This window comes from Luteimonas sp. YGD11-2, from assembly GCF_004118975.1.
Taxonomy (GTDB): Bacteria; Pseudomonadota; Gammaproteobacteria; order Xanthomonadales; family Xanthomonadaceae; genus Luteimonas; species Luteimonas muca.
On the sequence record NZ_CP035376.1, the window covers coordinates 220,772 to 235,142 of the forward strand.

Sequence of the window (14,371 nt, forward strand, 5' to 3'; positions counted from 1 at the left end):
CTATTCGCCCGCGGCGATCGCGCGGATGTCCTGCTCCATCTCCTGCAGCATCGGGATCACCATCTGCTGCACCGCGGCCATGGTGTTCTGCATGAGCTGCGGCATGCGGTCGAGCAGCTTCTGCCCGGCGTCACTGGAATAGAAGCCGATCATCGCGTCCATGTCCTCGCTGGTGAACGTGGCGAGGTAGATGTCGCGGTACACCGGTTCCAGCTTCTCCCAGGCCAGTGCCTCCACCATGCGCGCCTGGTTGCGTTGCATCAGCTGTTCGAGCTGCGCGCGTCCGGCGGCGTCGAGTTCCTGCCCGGCGGTGAGCTGCGCGACCATCTGCTGCTGCGACATCTGCACCTGCGGCAGGATCGCATCGACGGTCTCGCGTGCACGCATCACCTCCAGCAGGCGGTCCGCCTGCGCGGCGGTCGGTGGCGCGGCGAACGCGGCGGGGGCGAAGGCGAGGGCCGCCACGAGGGCAAGGGTCTGCAGGTGCTGGCGCATCGGACATCCTGGTCATCAAGGGAGCGCGGATGGTCCGCGACGCGTCCGCAGGCGTCAAACCGCGGATCAGACGCCCATGTAGCGCCCGGGACGGTGGTTGAACATGATCACCAGGCTCAGCACCGTCGCCCCGATCGCGGAATACAGCACCAGCCCCGGCTCGAACAGCAGCAGCGCCAGCGTCATCAGCGCCGCGTCGAAGCCCATCTGGATGCGGCCGGCGCTCCAGCCGCGGCTGCGCTGCAGGTACACCGCGAGGATGCCCACGCCGCCGAGGCTCGCGCGGTGGCGGATGAAGAACAGGATGCCCAGCCCGGTGAGTGCCCCGCCGACGATCGCGGCGTACAGCGGCGACAGCTCCGCCGCCGACACCCAGCGCGGCAACGCATCGGCCACCCAGCCCACCGCGGCGACCGCGCAGAAGGTCCTGATGGTGAACTCCCAACCCATCCGCCGCGCCGCCAGCCAGTAGAACGGCAGGTTCACCAGCACGAAGGTCAGGCCGAACGCCCAGCCCAACGCGTGGTGCAGCATCAGCGCAACGCCGGCCATGCCACCGATCACCAGCCCACCTTCGGCGAAGACCCCGAGGCCGAGCGAGGCGGTCAGCGTCGCCAGCAGCAACCCCTGTACGTCTTCGGCAACGGTGTGGCGCGCCGCGGCGGCCGCGGCCGGCGTTCCGGCGGAATCGGGCGGTGGGGTCAACGGGCCGGAGGTGACCGGCATGGTGCCGGCGTCCGCATGGGCCTGCGGGGCGGGGTCTGGCGGCGCGGGCACGGCGGTGTCCATGGGGTGCTTTGCTGCGGCGCAGCATGATCGCAGCCACGCACTGCCGCGACAATCCCGCCCGCAGTGCCTCGTTCATCGCCCCCGCGTGTCTCCAGCAGCCTTCCGGCCCCCGCCCGGCACGCGCGCGCGTGCCCCGTCGCGGGCGATCGGGCGTGAGCGCGCGCTACGAGGTCCCGGAGGACGAGATCGTGGAGCGCTTCGTGCGGGCCAGCGGCCCCGGCGGCCAGAACGTCAACAAGGTCTCCACCGCGGTCGAGCTGCGCTTCGACATCGCCGGCTCGCCCACGCTCGACGACGCGCTGCGCACCCGGCTGCTGGCGCGACGCGACCGCCGCGTCACCGCCGACGGCGTACTGGTGATCAGCGCGCAGCGCTTCCGCACCCAGGAGCGCAATCGCGAGGACGCCCGCGTGCGGCTGCAGGCGTTCATCGATGCCGGCCTGCATGTGGATGCCCCGCGCATCGCCACCCGGCCTACCCGGGCCTCCAAGAAGCGCCGCCTTGATGGCAAGCGCGCACGCAGTGACATCAAGCGCGGCCGTGGCCGCCCTGACTGGAGCGATTGAGTTGGACCCGACCCCCGAATCCCAGGACGACCTCCTGATCACGGTTCCACCCAACGTGCCGCGCGTGAAGCCCAACCGTTTCACCCGCTGGCTGGCGCGGACCATCCTGCGTATCGGCGGCTGGCGGGTGGTCGGCGAGCTGCCGGACGTGCCGCGGCTGGTGCTGATCGGCGCGCCGCATTCCTCCAACTGGGACGGGTTGTGGGCGTTCAGCGCCAAGGTCGCGCTGGGCCTGGACATCCGCGTGCTGGGCAAGGATTCGCTGTTCCGGATGCCCGGACTGGGCTGGTTGCTGCGCCGGCTCGGGGTGATCCCGGTCGACCGCTCCGCGGCCAGTGGCGTCGTGCTGCAGGCCGCGCAGCTGCTGCGTACCCGCGAACAGCTCTGGTATGGCCTGGCCCCGGAAGGCACCCGCAAGCGCGTGGAGCGCTGGAAGCCCGGCTTCTGGAAGATCGCCAAGTCCGCCAACGTGCCGATCCTGCGGATGTACCTGCACTACCCGGACCGGGTGGTCGGCTTCGGCCCCCTGTTCCACCCGGGCGCCGACCTCGCCACCGACATGGCCGAGCTGCGCGAGTGGTACCGCCCCTGGATCGGCAAGAACCGGGGGACGATCTGAAGCCTGCACGCGCCGCCCTGGCAGGTAGCCTGGCGCTGTTGCTGGGTGCGGCGGGCGTCTGGCTGTGGCTGTCCCGTGAGGAGGCAGGCCCCGCGCCGGTTGCCGGGACCCCGTCTGCCGCGGCAGACGGCGCCGCCGTCGGGCAGGTGCCGGCGCCGTGGGCGCCGTTGCCCCCGCCGGGGCAGCCACTGCGACTGGTGGCGGCCGACCTGCGGGCGCGGGCCGACCGCGGTGATGCCCGCGCCGCCTGCAGGCTCGCCGCGGAAGCGATGTACTGCGATGGCGCCTGGCTCGCGGCGCGCGAGGCGGAGCGCAGTGCCCAGCGTGTGTTGGCCCACGTCGCGAAAATGCCGGTCGATGCCGGCACCCGCGAGCGCGTCCGCGGACAGCAGGCAGCGGCGGAGGCGAATCTCGCCGCGACCGAGGCGCGGTGCGGCGGGGTCGACCCGCTGGACCCCGCCGAGCGCGTGCACTACTGGCGGCAGGCGGCGTTGGCCGGCCATCCCGCGGCAATGCGCCACTACGCGGTCGGCAACGCGTTCCGCTGGCGCGACGTGGTGGAGGTTGCGCCACAGCTCGATATCTACCGGCGCGAAGCCGAGTCGGTTGCCACCCGGGCCGCGCGCGCGGGCGATCTGGACCTCGCCATCGCCCTCGGGCTGGCTTATCTCGGGACCCGAGACGACCCGTCCTGGCGCCCGTTCCTTGCCCAGGTGCTGCGGCCCGATCCCGCGCGCGCACTGGCGTGGTTGCAGGCGGCACGCGCGCATCCGGCCGTCGTCGCGCTCCCGCCCGGCCATGCACTGCGCGAACGCCTGGATGCGGGACTCGAGGAAGCGGCCGGGCAGCTGCCGCTCGACCAGCCGGTGCCAGCCCCGGAAGCCCTGCCAGTGCTCGCGGGCGTGGTGCCACGGGCGGATCCCCGCAATGGCGGCATTGGCGATATCGACCCGACGGCCTGCGACGCGGAGCTCCTTCGCCGGCACTGACCCTCAGCGGTCGGAGTGCGCGCCGCGCCTGGCGCCATCGGCGTCGAACAGGTCCGGCTTGATCAGCTCGATGAAGGCGCGCGCCTGCGGCGACGGGCGCTTTCCCTTGCGCATCACCACCCCGTAGCTGCGGCGCGGGAACCAGCGCGCCAGCGGGCGCGCGGTCAGGTGCGCGAGGTCGGCGCCGTCCAGGCACATCGCGGTGACGATGCTGATGCCCAGGCCCATCGCCACGTAGCGCTTGATCACCTCCCAGCCGCCGACCTCCATCGCCACCGTGTACGGCACCCGGTGCTGGTGGAACACCATGTCGACCAGGCGGTAGGTGGTGAGCCGGCGTGGCGGCAGGATCAGGCCGTAGGGCGAGAGATCCTCCAGCGCCAGCTCGGCCTTTTCCGCGAGCGGGTGGCCGTGCGGGGTGATCAGCATCGGGTCGAAGCGGTAGACCGGCGCGTAGTCCAGATCGCCGGGCACGTCGAGCATCGAACCCACCGCAAGATCGACCGCGTCGCGGCGCAGCAGGTCCAGGCCGCCTTCGCCGGTCACGTTGTGCAGGTGCAGGCGCACCTCCGGCTGCGCCATCCGGTAGGCGGCGATGATCGGCGGCAGCAGGTGGAGGATGGTCGCGGTGCCGGCGGCGATCTGCAGCTCGCCGGCGTCCATGCCGCGCAGCTGGTCCCTGAAGGCCGTGGTCAGCCCGTCGAACTGCTCCACCAGCGGGCGCGCCAGCTCGTACAGCGCCTCGCCTTCGCGGGTCGGCACCAGCCGCCGGCCGCTGCGCTCGAGCAGGCGGACGCCGAGGTCGCGCTCGAGCGCCTGCAGCTGCAGGGTGACCGCGGGCTGGCTCAGGAACAGCGCCTCGGCTGCACGCGACACCGAACCGAGCCGGGCGACCTGGCAGAACGCCCGCAGCGGCTTCAGGCGGTCGCCCTTGTAGGCGAATACCGCGCCCGATCGTGCTGGATTGGCGGATTTTGGCGGCATATGAGTTCGCCTTATGCAAGCAATTGATAAAACTGCTTTGCCAAATACAGTACGCGAAAGGATGGTGGGGCTCGACCCCATGCAAGGAGCTTCGTATGTCCGCCGTCCTCAAGCCCGCCGCTGCGTGCGTCGAATATCCGGCCGACGCCGACGACCTGCTGCCACCCGGCGTCGGCGCGCTGCTGGCCGACCTGCATCGCCGCTTCGAACCCCGGCGGCAGGCCCTGCTGGCCGCGCGCGCCGCACGGCAGGCGCGTTTCGATGCCGGCGCGCTGCCGGATTTCCGCGCCGATACCCGCGCGATCCGCGAGTCCGCCTGGCGGGTGGCGCCGCTGCCGCCGGCGCTCGAGGACCGCCGGGTCGAAATCACCGGGCCGGTCGACCCGAAGATGGTCATCAATGCGCTCAATTCCGGCGCCAACTGCTACATGGCCGATTTCGAGGACTCGACCGCACCGGCGTGGGCCAGCCTGGTGACCGGCCAGCGCGCGCTGCGCGAGGCGGTGGCCGGCACCCTCGAATTCACCAGCCCCGAGGGCCGCCACTACGCGCTGGTCGCGGCTGAAGAGCAGGCGGTGCTGATCGTGCGCCCGCGCGGCTGGCACCTCGACGAAAAGCATGTGCGTATCGATGGCGAGCGCCTGTCCGCGGCGCTGTTCGATGCCGCGGTGTTCGTGATCCACAACGCCGCGTCGCTGGCCGCGCGCGACCGTGGCCCGTACCTGTACCTGCCCAAGCTCCAGTCGATGGAGGAGGCGCAGCTGTGGGAGGCCGTGCTGGCGCACCTGGAGCAGGCGCTGGGGTTGGCAGCCGGGCAGATCCGCGTGACCGTGCTGATCGAGACGCTGCCGGCGGTGTTCGAGATGGACGAGATCCTGCACGCGCTGCGCGGGCGGGCCGCCGGCCTCAACTGCGGCCGCTGGGACTACATCTTTTCGTACATCAAGACCTTCCGTCGCCACCGCGACCGGGTGCTGCCCGAACGCGCACAGGTCACGATGGAGCAGCCGTTCCTCAGGGCCTATTCGGAGCTGCTGATCCAGACCTGCCACCGCCGCGGCGCCCACGCGATGGGCGGCATGGCCGCGCAGATACCGATCGCCAACGATCCCGAAGCGAATGAAGCGGCGATGGCGCGCGTGCGTGCCGACAAGCTGCGCGAGGTCACCGCGGGACACGACGGCACCTGGGTCGCGCATCCCGGGCTGATCGCACTGGCGCGCGGGATCTTCGACGAACGCATGCCGACACCGCACCAGCACCATTTCGCCCGCGAGGACGTGCTGGTCGGCCGCGACGAGCTGATCGCGCCGCCGCTCGGCTCGATCACCCGCAAGGGCTTCGAGGACAACGCCGAGGTGTGCGTGCGCTACCTCGCGGCGTGGCTGTCGGGCAACGGCTGCGTGCCGATCCACGGAATGATGGAGGACGCCGCGACCGCGGAGATCGCGCGTGCCCAGCTGTGGCAGTGGCTGCACTACGCCGATGACCCCGGCAGCGACCCGCTGTGCCTGGACGACGGCACGCCGATCGACTTCGTGCTGTTCGACGCCGTCCTGCTCAACCTGCCGTCGCGCCTGCAGCGCGAGCGCGTGCCGGGGCTGGATCGCGTGCCCGAGGCGCTCGGCCTGCTGGAACGCCTGACCCGCGCCGAGACCCTCGTCGACTTCCTGACCCTGCCGGCCTACGAGCGGCTGGACGACTGATCGCGGCTTTTTACCCTTCCAGGACTGGAGCATTCCCATGAACCACCAGACACTGCCCGACGCCGATGCCATTGCCCGTGACTGGGCCGGCAACACCCGCTGGACCGGCATCACCCGCCACTACGGCCCCGAGGACGTGGTCCGCCTGCGCGGCACCGTGCACGTCGAACACTCGCTCGCCCGGCTCGGCGCGGACAAGCTGTGGACGTCCCTGCACAGCGAGCCATTCGTCAACGCGCTGGGTGCGCTCACCGGCAACCAGGCCATGCAGCAGGTCAAGGCCGGGCTGAAGGCGATCTACCTGTCGGGCTGGCAGGTGGCGGCGGATGCCAACCTCGCCGGGCAGATGTATCCCGACCAGTCGCTGTACCCGGCGGACTCGGTGCCGGCGGTGGTGAAACGCATCAACAACACCCTGCTGCGCGCCGACCAGCTGCACCATGCCGAAGGCGACGATTCCATCGACTTCCTGCAGCCGATCGTGGCCGACGCCGAGGCCGGCTTCGGCGGCGTGCTCAATGCCTACGAACTGATGAAGGCGATGATCGAGGCGGGTGCGGCCGGCGTGCATTTCGAGGATCAGCTGGCCTCGGTGAAGAAGTGCGGCCATATGGGCGGCAAGGTGCTGGTGCCGACCCGCGAGGCGATCGAGAAGCTCAATGCCGCCCGCCTTGCCGCCGACGTCATGGGCGTGCCGACGCTGATCATCGCGCGCACCGACGCGGAAGCCGCCGACCTCCTCACCTCCGACATCGACGACAACGACCGCCCGTTCTGCACCGGCGAGCGCACGGTGGAAGGCTTCTACAAGACCCGCAACGGTCTCGACCAGGCGATCAGCCGCGGCCTCGCCTATGCGCCCCACGCCGACCTGGTGTGGTGCGAGACCGGCAGGCCCGACCTCGAGTTCGCGCGCCGCTTCGCCGAGGCGATCCATGCGAAGTACCCCGGCAAGCTGCTCGCCTACAACTGCTCGCCGAGCTTCAACTGGAAGAAGAACCTCGACGACGCGACGATCGCCAGGTTCCAGAGGGAACTGGCGGCCTACGGTTACCGCTTCCAGTTCATCACTCTGGCCGGCTTCCACGCCCTCAACTACTCGATGTTCCACCTCGCCCACGGCTACGCGCGCGAGCAGATGAAAGCGTTCGTGGAACTGCAGGAAGCGGAGTTCTCCGCCGCCGAACGTGGCTTCACCGCGGTGCGCCACCAGCGCGAGGTCGGTACCGGCTATTTCGATGCGGTGACCCAGGTGATCCAGCGCGGCCAGTCCTCGACCACCGCGCTGACGGGGTCGACCGAGGAGGAGCAGTTCACCCGCGCGGCATGAGTGGGGTTCTGGCCGCGGACCTGCGCGGATGGGCACGGATCAAGGCAAGAGCGTCAAGGCGGGAGGAATGGATGGGAGGCCAGCCTTGGCAAGGAGCATTGCTGTCCGTGTTGATCCGCGCCATCCGCGGCTGATCGTCTCAAGCCACCGCGGCCACCGGCTCCTGGGTGAAACCGCGATAGGTCAGTGCTTCGGCGAGGTGCGGGGCGAGGATGTCGGCGCTGCCGTCGAGGTCGGCGATGGTACGGGCCACGCGCAGGATGCGGTGCATTGCCCGCGCCGACAGCTGCAGTGATTCGATCGCACGTTCGAGCAGTTGCTGTTCGGCCGCGCGCAGACGGCAGTGCGCGGTGGTCGCGGCTTGGTCCAGCTGCGCATTGCAGCGGCCGCTGCGTGCCTGCTGCAATGCACGCGATGCTTCGACGCGTGCACGGATCGAAGCGCTTGCCTCGCCTTCGGGTGCATCCGGCCGCAGCTCATGGGCGGGCAGCCGTGGCACCTCCACATGCAGGTCGATGCGATCCAGCAGCGGCCCGGAGATGCGCGAGCGGTAGCGGCGCACCGCGTCGGGTGCACAGCGGCAGCGTCCGGATGTATCGCCCGCCCAGCCGCAGGGACAGGGATTCATCGCGGCGACCAGCTGGAAGCGCGCAGGAAACTCCGCCTGCCGCGCGGCGCGCGAGATCGTCACCACGCCCGATTCCAGCGGCTCGCGCAGCACTTCCAGCGCCGAGCGGTTCCATTCGGGCAGCTCGTCCAGGAACAGCACCCCGCGGTGCGCCAGCGAGATCTCGCCGGGCCGCGGTTCGCTGCCGCCGCCGGCAAGCGCCACCGCGCTGGCCGTGTGGTGGGGTGCCCGGAACGGCCGTTGCCGCCAGCGCGCCGGGTCCAGCCCGCCGTTGACCGAGGCCACCGCGGCGGCTTCCAGGGCCTCGTCGTCGCCGGGCTCCGGCAGCAGTCCCGGGAGCCGCGAAGCGAGCAGCGTCTTGCCGCATCCGGGCGGGCCCACCAGCAGCAGGTGGTGGCCACCGGCGGCGGCGATCTCCAGCGCACGGCGCGCGCGCGCCTGCCCGCGCACATCGCGCATGTCCGCGGTACTGGCCGGAATCGCCACCGGAGCCACCCCGGCCGGCAGAGTCGCGCGGCCGTGCAGCATCGCGCACACCTCCAGCAGGGTGCGCGCGGCGCGCACGTCCACCCGTGCGGCGAGAGCGGCCTCGGCGGCATTCCCGGCCGGCACCACCAGGCGGCGCCCGGTCTGCGCCACCGCGAGCGCGGCGGGCAGCGCGCCGGCCACCGGGCGCAATTCGCCGGTCAGGCCGAGCTCGCCGATGAATTCGGTATCGTGCAGTGCCTCCAGCGGGATCTGACCGCTGGCGGCAAGGATGCCCAGCGCGATCGGCAGGTCGAAGCGGCCGCCGTGCTTCGGAAGGTCCGCCGGGGCGAGGTTGACGGTGATGCGGCGCGCGGGGAATTCGAACTGCGCGCACTGGATTGCGGCGCGCACCCGGTCCTTGGCCTCGCGTACCGCGGCTTCCGGCAGGCCGACGATCGACATCGACGGCAGGCCACCGCCGAGGTGCACTTCCACCTGGACCGGTGGTGCTGCAACCCCGACACGCGCGCGTCCATGCACGAGTGCGAGTCCCATGGCGGCTGCCGTTGCGCCCTCAGTGGGCGGAACCGTCCCGTGGGGGATTGCGGGCGAGCTCGGCCTCCAGCCACTGCACCGCCTGCTCGAGCGCCTCGAGCTTCTCGCGCGTGCGCAGCAGCACCGCGCGCTGCACGTCGAACTCCTCGCGGGTCACCAGGTCGAGCTTGCCTAGCCCGGATTGCAGCACCGCGCGGAAGTTCTCCTGCATCTCCTCGCGGCTCTCGCGCAGGCCCGGCGGCACCAGCCCGCTGAGGCGTCGTGCGAGTTCGTCGATGTTGCTGAGGTCGATCATGGGGGAGGCTCCGGTTTCGCGGCCAGCATGGATGCGCGCCGCTGTCGGCGCAGTCGGCGCGGATCGCGAAACGCGGTAGGAAAAGTCCGTACGGGACGGATCGGTGATGGATCGCATTGTAGCCGCCGGGCGCCCGCAGGCAGTGCGCTATGCTGCCGCTCGATCCGATGGAGGTTGCGTGAATGAAGATGGTCATGGCGATCATCAAGCCCTTCAAGCTCGACGATGTGCGCGAGGCACTGGCCGATGCCGGCGTCGCCGGCATCACCGTCACCGAGGTCAAGGGCTTCGGCCGGCAGAAGGGCCATACCGAGCTCTATCGCGGTGCCGAGTACGTGGTCGACTTCCTGCCCAAGCTCAAGCTCGAGGTGGCGGTGACCGACGACCAGGTCGACACCGTCGTCGAAGCCATCCTCAAGGCCGCCAACACCGGCAAGATCGGTGACGGCAAGGTGTTCGTGTATTCACTCGAACGCGCCGTACGCATCCGCACGGGTGAGCTCGACGGGGATGCGCTATAAGGGAGGTCCGGGGGCGTCGATCGTCGGCGCATGCGCCAGGATGTCGAGGAGAGCGGAATGAACGGAAGGATCGCAGCGGCGATGCTGTTGCTTGGGATGTGGACGGGTGACGCGCTGGCCCAGTCGCAGGGGCCTGTTCTAGTCGAAACCGATGCGTCCGCGATCGTTGCGCAGCAGAACGAGATCCGGCAGGCCGCACAGCAGCGCAGCGGGCGATACAAGGACATGGCAGGCGCCGACCGCGATCGGCTCCTGCAGGTGCAGGACAGGGTGTTGGGCAAGCTCGATGGCCGCACCAGTACCACCGAGCTCCCGCGGGCCGACCAGGTGGCACTGTTCAACGATCTCGAGGAGATCAGCGCGCTGGTCAACAAGGCCGAGGACGACCGCATGATCTGCGAGCGCAGCCGGCCGATCGGCAGCAACCGTCCGGTCAGCGTCTGCAAGACCGTGGCGCAGCGTCGCGAAGAGCGTGAGCGTTCGCTCGAATCACGTGGCCCGCGTGATGCGCGTTGTGCGGGTGGGGCGTGTCCGCAGACCGGCACGCCTGGCTGGAACTGAAGCGTGTGCCACCGACCGCGCTGACGGTCGGTGGCGTTGTCCCGTCAGACAGCCATCAGCGCGCCGCCAGCGCGTTGGCCACGAACGGCGGCAGTACCTGCGCCGCGCGGTGCATCTCGGCGCTGTAGTACCGGGTCTCGAACGCCTTGGCTGCTGCGTCGTCGGCGCGGAAGTCGAAGCCGCGGCCGCCCTTGCGTGCCAGCGTGCAGCTCCACCAGCCGGTGGGGTAGCAGGGCTGCGGGAAGGGCAGGGTCTGGAAGCTGTCGAAACCGGCCTTGCCCATTTCCGCGCGCATCGCCTGGATCAGTTCCAGCAGCACCAGCGGTGATTCCGACTGCTGCACGAGGATGCCGTCGTCCTTCAGTGCGCGGAAGCAGCTTTCGAAGAAGCTCCTGTTGAACAGCCCTTCGGCGGGGCCGACCGGATCGGTGGAATCGACGATCACGATGTCGAGCGAGCCCGGCGGGGCGTCCTTCATCCAGGCGATGCCGTCGTCGAACAGGATCTCCGCGCGCGGGTCGCCATTGGATTCGCACAGCTCCGGGAAATACTTCTCGGCCATCCGCGTGACCTGCTCGTCGATATCGCACTGCACCGCGCGCTCGACGCCCGGGTGCCTGAGCACCTCGCGCAGCGTGCCGCAGTCGCCGCCGCCGATGATGACCACCTGCTTCGGGTCGGGATGGGTGAACAGCGCCGGGTGCGACATCATCTCGTGGTAGAGGAAGTTGTCGCGCGTGGTCACCATCATCGCGCCGTCGATCAGCATCACGTTGCCCCAGTCGGTCGACTCGTAGATCTCGATCTTCTGGAACGGCGACTGCACCTCGTCGAGCTTGCGGGTGACGCGATAACCGATCGCGGAGCCTGCGGGGTCGAAGTTCTCGTACAGCCAGTCGGTCGTGGTCATGGGGGTGCTCTCGCAGGGACGCGGCCCGCGTGGGCGTTGTCGTGGGGCGCGCGCGGAGGCGTCGCAGCGGGGCCGCGGATTGTAACGGAGCCGGCGTGACCACCCCTGCGCGCCGGCCTCCGTAGAATGGGCGCCCCCACGCTTTCTCCGGATGTCCGCCATGGCTGCCTGGTCCATCGACCACGCCCGCAAGACCTACTCGATTCCGCACTGGTCGGAAGGCTTCTTCGACGTCGACGAACAGGGTCGCGTGGTCGTGCGTCCGGGCGACCGCGACGCCCGGGCACTGCCGCTGCCGGCGATTGTCGACGACGCGCTGGCACAGGGCGCGAACCTGCCGCTGCTGGTGCGCTTCCCCGAGATCCTCGGCCACCGGCTCGGCCAGCTGCAGTCGGCATTCGCCGAGGCCCAGGCCGACTGGGAGTACACCGGCGGCTACACGGCGGTGTATCCGATCAAGGTCAACCAGCACGCGGGCGTCGCCGGCACGCTGGCCTCGCACCATGGCGAGGGCTTCGGGCTGGAGGCCGGCAGCAAGCCGGAGCTGATGGCGGTGCTCGCGCTGAGCCGGCCCGGCGGCACCATCATCTGCAATGGCTACAAGGACCGCGAGTACATCCGCCTGGCGCTGATCGGCCGCCGGCTGGGGCTCGAGACCTATATCGTCATCGAGAAGCCGACCGAGCTGCGGCTGGTGATGGAGGAGTCGGCCGCACTCGGTGTCGAGCCGCTGCTGGGCGTGCGTATGCGGCTGGCGTCGCTGGGCGCGGGCAAGTGGCAGAACTCGGGTGGCGACAAGTCGAAGTTCGGCCTGTCGCCGCGGCAGCTGCTGGATCTGTGGAAGAGCCTGCGCGACAGCGGCCGCAGCGACCGCCTCAAGCTGCTGCATTTCCACATGGGCTCGCAGATCTCCAACGTGCGCGACATCGCCAACGGCATGCGCGAGGCCACGCGTTACTTCGTGGAGCTTTCGCGGCTGGGCGCGAAGATCAGCCGTGTCGACGTCGGCGGTGGCCTGGGCATCGACTACGAGGGCACCCGCTCGCGCAGCTACAACTCGGTCAACTACGGCATGCGCCAGTACGCCAGCAACATCGTGCAGCCGCTGGCGCAGGCCTGCGCGGAGCATGGCCTGCCGCAGCCGCGCATCCTCACCGAATGCGGTCGCGCGATGACCGCGCACCACGCGGTGCTGGTGGCCAACGTGTCGGAGGTCGAACGCGCCCCGGAAGGCCGGGTGCCCGACATCCATGACGACGAGCCGTCGGTGGTCAGCCAGCTGCGCGAGATCCACGGCGAGCTCGACCAGCGCCCTGCCGTCGAGCTCTACCACGAGGCGCAGCACTTCCACGCCGAGGGCCTGGCGATGTACGCGCTGGGCCAGCTCGACCTGGTGCACCGCGCGCGTATCGACGACCTCTTCTACGCGATCGCACACGCCGTGCGTGCGCGGCTGACCTATGACGAGAAGAGCCATCGCCCGCTGCTGGACGAGCTCAACGAGCGTCTGGTCGACAAGTACTTCGTCAACTTCAGCATCTTCGAATCGATGCCCGACGTGTGGGCGATCGACCAGGTGTTTCCGATCGTGCCGATCGAGCGCCTGGACGAGGCGCCGGAGCGGCGCGGCATCATCGCCGACCTCACCTGCGACTCCGACGGCCAGATCGACACCTACGTCGAGAACGAGGATCTCGACAGCTCGCTGCCGCTGCATGCGATGCGTCCCGGCGAAACCTACCGGCTCGGTTTCTTCCTGGTCGGCGCCTACCAGGAGATCCTCGGTGACATCCACAACCTGTTCGGCGACACCGACGCGATCGAGGTGCGCCGCAGCGGCGACGGCTTCGCGATCCACCAGCAGCGCCGTGGCGACACCACCGACGTGATGCTCGACTACGTGGGCTACCGCATCGACGACCTGCGCCAGCGCTACGAGGACAAGCTTTCCGCCGCCAGCCTTGGGGACGACGAGATGGTGCGCCTGCGCGAGGCGCTGGAAGCCGGGCTCACCGGCTATACCTACCTGGACAGCGCGCCGCTGGACTGACTGCCACGCGGCGCTCCTGCGGGAGCGCCTCCAGGCGCGATCGTCTTTCCAGCCGGTTCTTTCAGCCCGCGCGCGCGATCTGGAAGCCGGCGAACGACTGGCTGACCGGCATCACTTCCAGCCGGTTGATGTTGAGGTGCGGTGGCAGGTTGGCCACCCACCACAGAGTTTCGGCGATGTCGGCGGCAGTGATCGGGGCCGCACCGCGGTACAGCGCATCCGATGCCACCTGGTCGCCACCGGTGCGCACCAGGGTGAATTCGGTCTCGGCCAGCCCCGGTTCGATCGAGGTCACGCGCACGCCGGTGCCATGCAGGTCGGCGCGCAGGCCCAGCGAGAACTGGGTGACGAAGGCCTTGGTGCCGCCATAGACGTTGCCGCCCGGGTATGGGTAGCTGCCGGCGATGGAGCTCACGTTGAGAATCGCGCCGCGGCGCGCGATGAGCGTCGGCAGCAGCACGTGGGTCAGCGTGGCCAGCGCGGTGACGTTGGTGTCGATCATCTGCCGCCACTGCGCCAGGCTCGCCTGCTGCGCGGGCGCGGTGCCGAGCGCGAGGCCTGCGTTGTTGACCAGCACGTCGATGTCGCGGAACGCATCCGGCAGGCCGTCGAGCGCGGCCTGCATGGCATCGGCATCGCGGATGTCGAAGGCGCAGGCATGCACCTGCTCACCCAACGCGTCGGCCAGTGCCTGCAGGCGCTCGGCGCGGCGGCCGCAGGCGACCACGCGCCAGCCGGCGCTGGCGAAACGTTCGGCGGTGGCGCGGCCGAAACCGGCGGTGGCGCCGGTGATCAGGATGGTCCGGGTCATCTAAGCACTCCGTCGCAGGCGGAAAAGCGGTGCCGAAGGTCGCTGGCGCGTGCTGCCGCCAGACCCGCCCGAGGCGGCGTCACGCCACGCCGGC

15 protein-coding genes are annotated in these 14,371 nt (G+C 70.0%); 8 read left to right on the top strand and 7 right to left on the bottom strand.

What is annotated here, in order from left to right:
* Together ERL55_RS01040 and ERL55_RS01045 are read right to left on the bottom strand one after the other, a co-directional pair.
* The gene (locus ERL55_RS01040) at positions 1 to 495 is read right to left on the bottom strand and encodes a DUF2059 domain-containing protein (RefSeq protein WP_129134774.1); all 495 of its coding nucleotides are present in this window, start codon (positions 493 to 495) and stop codon (positions 1 to 3) included.
* 66 nt (positions 496 to 561) lie between these two features.
* Positions 562 to 1,221, bottom strand: coding sequence for a YitT family protein (locus ERL55_RS01045; RefSeq protein WP_206733390.1), 660 nt, complete (start codon positions 1,219 to 1,221; stop codon positions 562 to 564).
* Positions 1,222 to 1,436: 215 nt separating this feature from the next.
* Here ERL55_RS01045 and arfB point away from each other — a divergent pair, with 215 nt between their 5' ends.
* From arfB to ERL55_RS01060, 3 genes are all read left to right on the top strand, one after another.
* Positions 1,437 to 1,850, top strand: coding sequence for an alternative ribosome rescue aminoacyl-tRNA hydrolase ArfB (arfB, locus tag ERL55_RS01050; RefSeq protein ID WP_232139762.1), 414 nt, complete (start codon positions 1,437 to 1,439; stop codon positions 1,848 to 1,850).
* Positions 1,789 to 2,469: a lysophospholipid acyltransferase family protein gene (locus tag ERL55_RS01055; protein WP_129134777.1), complete on the top strand. Its 681-nt coding sequence runs from the start codon at positions 1,789 to 1,791 to the stop codon at positions 2,467 to 2,469. Before arfB ends, ERL55_RS01055 begins: the two co-directional genes overlap by 62 nt.
* Positions 2,470 to 2,666: 197 nt before the next feature.
* Complete coding sequence (locus ERL55_RS01060; protein WP_129134778.1) at positions 2,667 to 3,458, top strand: hypothetical protein; 792 nt, start codon at positions 2,667 to 2,669, stop codon at positions 3,456 to 3,458.
* 3 nt (positions 3,459 to 3,461) lie between these two features.
* On the opposite strand, the gene ERL55_RS01065 is transcribed toward ERL55_RS01060, so the two are convergent.
* Positions 3,462 to 4,442 carry a LysR family transcriptional regulator gene (locus tag ERL55_RS01065; RefSeq protein ID WP_129134779.1) on the bottom strand — a complete coding sequence of 327 codons (981 nt, stop codon included), beginning with the start codon at positions 4,440 to 4,442 and terminating at the stop codon, positions 3,462 to 3,464.
* A 95-nt stretch (positions 4,443 to 4,537) separates the two neighbouring features.
* Here ERL55_RS01065 and aceB point away from each other — a divergent pair, with 95 nt between their 5' ends.
* Both aceB and aceA read left to right on the top strand, forming a co-directional pair.
* The gene (aceB, locus tag ERL55_RS01070) at positions 4,538 to 6,148 is read left to right on the top strand and encodes a malate synthase A (protein ID WP_129134780.1); all 1,611 of its coding nucleotides are present in this window, start codon (positions 4,538 to 4,540) and stop codon (positions 6,146 to 6,148) included.
* Positions 6,149 to 6,185: 37 nt separating this feature from the next.
* Positions 6,186 to 7,478, top strand: a complete 1,293-nt coding sequence (gene aceA / locus ERL55_RS01075) for an isocitrate lyase (RefSeq protein ID WP_129134781.1) — start codon at positions 6,186 to 6,188, stop codon at positions 7,476 to 7,478.
* A gap of 139 nt (positions 7,479 to 7,617) precedes the next feature.
* Here the strand turns inward: aceA and ERL55_RS01080 are convergent, their stop codons facing one another.
* Complete coding sequence (locus ERL55_RS01080) at positions 7,618 to 9,129, bottom strand: YifB family Mg chelatase-like AAA ATPase (protein ID WP_129134782.1); 1,512 nt, start codon at positions 9,127 to 9,129, stop codon at positions 7,618 to 7,620.
* 19 nt (positions 9,130 to 9,148) lie between these two features.
* Positions 9,149 to 9,424 carry an accessory factor UbiK family protein gene (locus ERL55_RS01085; RefSeq protein WP_129134783.1) on the bottom strand — a complete coding sequence of 92 codons (276 nt, stop codon included), beginning with the start codon at positions 9,422 to 9,424 and terminating at the stop codon, positions 9,149 to 9,151.
* A 182-nt stretch (positions 9,425 to 9,606) separates the two neighbouring features.
* Here ERL55_RS01085 and ERL55_RS01090 point away from each other — a divergent pair, with 182 nt between their 5' ends.
* Together ERL55_RS01090 and ERL55_RS01095 are read left to right on the top strand one after the other, a co-directional pair.
* Complete coding sequence (locus tag ERL55_RS01090; RefSeq protein ID WP_129134784.1) at positions 9,607 to 9,945, top strand: P-II family nitrogen regulator; 339 nt, start codon at positions 9,607 to 9,609, stop codon at positions 9,943 to 9,945.
* 57 nt (positions 9,946 to 10,002) lie between these two features.
* Positions 10,003 to 10,506 carry a hypothetical protein gene (locus ERL55_RS01095; RefSeq protein WP_129134785.1) on the top strand — a complete coding sequence of 168 codons (504 nt, stop codon included), beginning with the start codon at positions 10,003 to 10,005 and terminating at the stop codon, positions 10,504 to 10,506.
* A gap of 55 nt (positions 10,507 to 10,561) precedes the next feature.
* On the opposite strand, the gene speE is transcribed toward ERL55_RS01095, so the two are convergent.
* Positions 10,562 to 11,416 (bottom strand): polyamine aminopropyltransferase, encoded by an 855-nt coding sequence (gene speE, locus ERL55_RS01100; protein WP_129134786.1) that lies wholly within the window; start codon positions 11,414 to 11,416, stop codon positions 10,562 to 10,564.
* A 160-nt stretch (positions 11,417 to 11,576) separates the two neighbouring features.
* Between speE and speA the strand changes: the two genes are divergently transcribed.
* Positions 11,577 to 13,466 carry an arginine decarboxylase gene (gene speA / locus ERL55_RS01105; RefSeq protein ID WP_129134787.1) on the top strand — a complete coding sequence of 630 codons (1,890 nt, stop codon included), beginning with the start codon at positions 11,577 to 11,579 and terminating at the stop codon, positions 13,464 to 13,466.
* Positions 13,467 to 13,527: 61 nt separating this feature from the next.
* On the opposite strand, the gene ERL55_RS01110 is transcribed toward speA, so the two are convergent.
* A complete protein-coding gene (locus ERL55_RS01110; protein WP_129134788.1) occupies positions 13,528 to 14,277 on the bottom strand; it encodes an SDR family NAD(P)-dependent oxidoreductase in 750 nt (249 codons plus the stop codon).
* Positions 14,278 to 14,371 lie beyond the last annotated feature (94 nt).

Excerpts from the sequence above, each read along its gene's own strand:
- ERL55_RS01040 (WP_129134774.1), bottom strand. The coding sequence starts at position 495 with ATGCGCCAGCACCTGCAGACCCTTGCCCTCGTGGCGGCCCTCGCCTTC.
- ERL55_RS01045 (WP_206733390.1), bottom strand. The coding sequence starts at position 1,221 with ATGCCGGTCACCTCCGGCCCGTTGACCCCACCGCCCGATTCCGCCGGA.
- ERL55_RS01055 (WP_129134777.1), top strand. The coding sequence starts at position 1,789 with ATGGCAAGCGCGCACGCAGTGACATCAAGCGCGGCCGTGGCCGCCCTG.
- ERL55_RS01065 (WP_129134779.1), bottom strand. The coding sequence starts at position 4,442 with ATGCCGCCAAAATCCGCCAATCCAGCACGATCGGGCGCGGTATTCGCC.
- aceB (WP_129134780.1), top strand. The coding sequence starts at position 4,538 with ATGTCCGCCGTCCTCAAGCCCGCCGCTGCGTGCGTCGAATATCCGGCC.
- aceA (WP_129134781.1), top strand. The coding sequence starts at position 6,186 with ATGAACCACCAGACACTGCCCGACGCCGATGCCATTGCCCGTGACTGG.
- ERL55_RS01080 (WP_129134782.1), bottom strand. The coding sequence starts at position 9,129 with ATGGGACTCGCACTCGTGCATGGACGCGCGCGTGTCGGGGTTGCAGCA.
- ERL55_RS01085 (WP_129134783.1), bottom strand. The coding sequence starts at position 9,424 with ATGATCGACCTCAGCAACATCGACGAACTCGCACGACGCCTCAGCGGG.
- ERL55_RS01090 (WP_129134784.1), top strand. The coding sequence starts at position 9,607 with ATGAAGATGGTCATGGCGATCATCAAGCCCTTCAAGCTCGACGATGTG.
- ERL55_RS01095 (WP_129134785.1), top strand. The coding sequence starts at position 10,003 with ATGAACGGAAGGATCGCAGCGGCGATGCTGTTGCTTGGGATGTGGACG.
- speE (WP_129134786.1), bottom strand. The coding sequence starts at position 11,416 with ATGACCACGACCGACTGGCTGTACGAGAACTTCGACCCCGCAGGCTCC.
- speA (WP_129134787.1), top strand. The coding sequence starts at position 11,577 with ATGGCTGCCTGGTCCATCGACCACGCCCGCAAGACCTACTCGATTCCG.
- ERL55_RS01110 (WP_129134788.1), bottom strand. The coding sequence starts at position 14,277 with ATGACCCGGACCATCCTGATCACCGGCGCCACCGCCGGTTTCGGCCGC.